Consider the following 3472-nt stretch of genomic DNA (forward strand, 5'->3'; position numbering starts at 1 on the left):
TCCGGGCAGCCATCATAACCATGCTCGAACGGCCGCCTCCGACGCGTGTCCGTATTGTCGCTGCTGGCTCATTCCTAAAAATCTGCCAAAGTAGTGCTAGCCTACCGCTTCGCCGCCACCACCTTTGCGATCTCGGCGCGGCGTTCGGGGCTCATGCTATCGGCGCGCTTGCGCCCGCCCTTAGCGCCGAGCGCCTGCGCAGCCTTATCCTTGCCGTCGTCGGGTGTGGTGTCCTCGACCTCGCCCGTCGCGATCTGCATGATGTGGACGGCGTTGCCGATCACGTCGGCGGGGCGCTTCTCGCCTTTGGGGCCTTTAGGCATCACCTTTATCCTTCAACTCCGCCTTTGCCATTTCGATATATGGCTTCCGCTCCTCCGCATTCAGGGGGACCATGGTCGGAGAATCTGGGCTGGTCCGCTCTGTAAACGTGAAAGCGTTCCGACCGTCGTTGGTAGCCGTGCCCCACACGCGATCCTTGCGACCTCCGCCCTCAAAGATTTGTTTCGCGCGGTCCCATACGGCCCTATCAATTTTTTCAACCACGACTTCTCTCCCCATGCTTGCCGGTTAGCATAGCATGGGATTCGGCCGTCGTGTGGCAGGCGTCAATCGCCCTGAATTTCAAACTGAGACACTGCCGTCCTTTGCGAACAGCTCACCCGGATCACGACCAGCCAGCAACTGGTCCAGCACGTCCTTGTCGATTGCCATATCGATGGTCCTTCCTGTTCCATCTTATGGCCTCGCGCACAAAATTACTGACAGGCCCCGCGCAGCACGATCCAGGACACCCTTCGCGAGAACAGCAGGATCAAGACCGCGCTGTGCATGGGACGCCTCGCTACCATCAAAACCCTCGCCGGCTTCGACTTCTCCTTCCAGCCCTCGCTCGACCGCGATCGAATCCTGGCGCTCGCCCAACTCGGCTTCGTCACCCGTGGAGAAGTCGTCCACTTCCTCGGACCGCCAGGAACCGGCAAAAGCCACCTGGCCATCGCTCTCGGCGTCGAGGCCGTCAAAGCAGGACGGAGTGTCTACTTCTGCACGCTCGCCGAACTCATCGCCGGGCTCGCCCAGGCCGAACGAGAAGGCCGCCTTCGGGAACGCTTGCGCTTCTTCTGTCGTCCCGACCGCGCTGCTCGATCGCCTTCTACACCACGCCGTCGTCTTCCAGATCGAGGGATCCAGCTACCGGCTACGCCAACACGCCGCGTTGAGCAGGAAGGCGATCGGCCGGCAGTCGCGGTCGGTCAGCGCGTGGATCTTGGTCGTGCGCCCACCGCGCGAGCGGCCGATGGCCTGATTGCGCTCCCCCCTTTTCCGCCCGAGGCCGAGCGGTGCGCCTTCACGGCCGACGAGTCGATGAGCACCTGGGCCGGGGGACCGCCGGCGTTCGCCAGAGCGTGGAAGAGATCGACCCAGACGCCTTTGGCGGCCCAGCGAACGTAGCGGTTGTAGAGCGTCTTGCGTAGCCCGTAGTCGGGCGGCGCGTCGATCCAGCGCCCGCCGGACTTCAGGACATGGACGATGCCGCTGATCCCGCGGCGATCATCGACACGCGGCTTGCCGCGCGTGTCCGTCGGCAAATGCGGCTCGATCCGCGCAAACTGCGCATCCGTGAACCAGAATTGATCCCGATTCATCCGAACTTCCTCCCGGAAGCCGTGAATCACACCAAACCGGCGAAGCCAACCATTTTATGGGTCCGAGCCCTAAAAGGAGAACTGTGATCGCAGCGCCAAGGCCTGGAAGCTTTGCCCGATCTGGGCTGTGCCGGCCGCGTTCACGCGGTCAACGTTACCGTTGACATAGTTAAGCATGAAGCGCACGTTTTGGTTTGGATACCAATTCAGACCAACTGTGTACGTTGTTTGCTCACCACCGCGAACACTGCCCGTCGTTGTGACGGACCGGCCCGGAACGTCCTTATCGTTGAGATTGGCGTAGCTGTAGCGTCCGACCAACTCCCATGCCCCCCAACCGCCGGCGTGGACGGGATTGGCGACCCGCGGTGCCGCATATGCGGCGCTATTGGTGTTGTAACGCCGGCTCTCACCGGTGATGATCCAGCTCCCTTGCACATAGTACCCGTCGAAGGTTAGGTTCGGCGACGAAAGTCCTGGAGCCCGATCCTGGTTGATATTAATGGCGTAGTACTCTCCCTGCAGCGAAAAATTATTAACGTGGCCGGCAAGCTCGAAGCCGACGGTATAGGCATCGCGGTACGATAGCAGCCCCGTGTCGATGAGGCGGGTCGAGTCTATGCGGATTTCCGGCCGGTCGCGCAGCTGTATCTGTCGCCGGCTGATTCCGATAACGCCGCCGGCGTTCTGGGTCGGCGCGAAGGCCGCCGCTCCGGAGGCACCCACGTGGACGAGGTAGTTCGGCCCCCTGAACGGCTGAAAGGCGACGCGCGCGACGCCGCCGACTTGCTCGTCGTTCGCCTCAACGCCTACCGTCGGGCCCGTCAAGTAGGCGGACACGAAGTAGCCCTCGTCAGCGACACTGCCGCCCGCCGACATCCTTGCAGTACCTGCGGCTACACTTCGAGCGATTTCGACAATAGACGCCCGCTCGTGAAATAGGAGATCGGCAGAACTGATCGAATCTTCTAGGGAGAAGAAGGGCTTGTAGGCTCCAATCCGAAAGTTAAAGCGCTTCACACCGGTGTAGCCGAGGCTCGCTTCGTACAGGCTGCCGGCACCGTCGGGCGAGCCGCCGAAATCGTAAATGAGAGAGTATGTGAAGTCCTTCCAGATGCTGCCGACAGCCCCGAGCCGGGCGCGCCGAAAGTTCCAGCCGTCGTTGAAGTCTCTGCCAACCTCGTCAAAATAAGTGCCCACATCGCTCTGAACGCGGCCGTAGATGCCGAGGGAGAAATTGCCGTCGGCACTGGTGAGGGTCGGCCGTCCGTTCGGGAACGTGACGCCGCCAAGACTAGGTGGAGCCGCGACGACTGCTCCCTCTGCGCCTTTTGCGACGCTCCCGCCCTTTCGCGCCGGCTCCGGCCTAGCGGCAACCCGGCGCTGCATGGCGTTTAGCTGTTGCTGAAGCGTTCGGATCTCCTGCTTCATCGCTTGAATTTCGCCGTCCTTCTGCGCGGCCGCCGGGTTGGCGAGAATGACGAGCCCGAGCGCCATGGCACCTCGAATTGATCGGACACGCGCCCCTACGGACGAAAATGTTACTTTCGGCATCCTAAGCTCCAACCCAATTATAATGTCTCGAAGAAACAGGACTTCATGAAATAGGTCGCAAGATTAGACGACACTATGATGACAGGGACCCACAGCACGCCGACCGTGGCTGTCGGGCCACAGTGAACTGATGGGGTGGATGCCCCACTCCGCAGGGCGTTGAAGCCGCCCCCTAGCACTACTTTGGCAGATTTTTAGGAATGAGCCAGCAGCGACAATACGGACACGCGTCGGAGGCGGCCGTTCGAGCATGGTTATGATGGCTGCCCGGA

At 61.5% G+C, this 3472-nt stretch carries 3 protein-coding genes and 2 pseudogenes; 2 read left to right on the forward strand and 3 right to left on the reverse strand.

Translation table 11 applies throughout. The annotated features are described in order from the left end of the window. Positions 1 to 101: 101 nt before the first annotated feature. Positions 102 to 323 carry an RNA-binding protein gene (locus ACFPOB_RS29265; RefSeq protein WP_068177407.1) on the reverse strand — a complete coding sequence of 74 codons (222 nt, stop codon included), beginning with the start codon at positions 321 to 323 and terminating at the stop codon, positions 102 to 104. A gap of 469 nt (positions 324 to 792) precedes the next feature. On the opposite strand from ACFPOB_RS29265, the pseudogene ACFPOB_RS29270 reads away from it, so the two are divergent. After that, positions 793 to 1306, forward strand: a pseudogene (locus ACFPOB_RS29270) (ATP-binding protein); the annotation flags it as partial. Here the strand turns inward: ACFPOB_RS29270 and ACFPOB_RS29275 are convergent. Then, positions 1219 to 1589: pseudogene (locus ACFPOB_RS29275) on the reverse strand (IS5 family transposase); the annotation flags it as partial. The pseudogenes ACFPOB_RS29270 and ACFPOB_RS29275 overlap by 88 nt on opposite strands. Here ACFPOB_RS29275 and ACFPOB_RS29280 point away from each other — a divergent pair. Then, positions 1524 to 1733, forward strand: coding sequence for a hypothetical protein (locus ACFPOB_RS29280; protein ID WP_287744884.1), 210 nt, complete (start codon positions 1524 to 1526; stop codon positions 1731 to 1733). The pseudogene ACFPOB_RS29275 and the gene ACFPOB_RS29280 sit on opposite strands and share 66 nt — an antisense overlap. On the opposite strand, the gene ACFPOB_RS29285 is transcribed toward ACFPOB_RS29280, so the two are convergent. Next, positions 1716 to 3143 (reverse strand): OprO/OprP family phosphate-selective porin, encoded by a 1428-nt coding sequence (locus ACFPOB_RS29285; RefSeq protein ID WP_068177400.1) that lies wholly within the window; start codon positions 3141 to 3143, stop codon positions 1716 to 1718. The genes ACFPOB_RS29280 and ACFPOB_RS29285 overlap by 18 nt on opposite strands. Between the last annotated feature and the right edge of the window lie 329 nt (positions 3144 to 3472).

It is taken from the genome of Allobosea eneae, assembly GCF_042657265.1.
Classification (GTDB): Bacteria; Pseudomonadota; Alphaproteobacteria; order Rhizobiales; family Beijerinckiaceae; genus Allobosea; species Allobosea eneae.

Bases quoted from the DNA above. Each gene is read 5' to 3' on its own strand.
- ACFPOB_RS29265 (WP_068177407.1), bottom strand. From the start codon at position 323: ATGCCTAAAGGCCCCAAAGGCGAGAAGCGCCCCGCCGACGTGATCGGC.
- ACFPOB_RS29280 (WP_287744884.1), top strand. From the start codon at position 1,524: ATGGACGATGCCGCTGATCCCGCGGCGATCATCGACACGCGGCTTGCC.
- ACFPOB_RS29285 (WP_068177400.1), bottom strand. From the start codon at position 3,143: ATGGCGCTCGGGCTCGTCATTCTCGCCAACCCGGCGGCCGCGCAGAAG.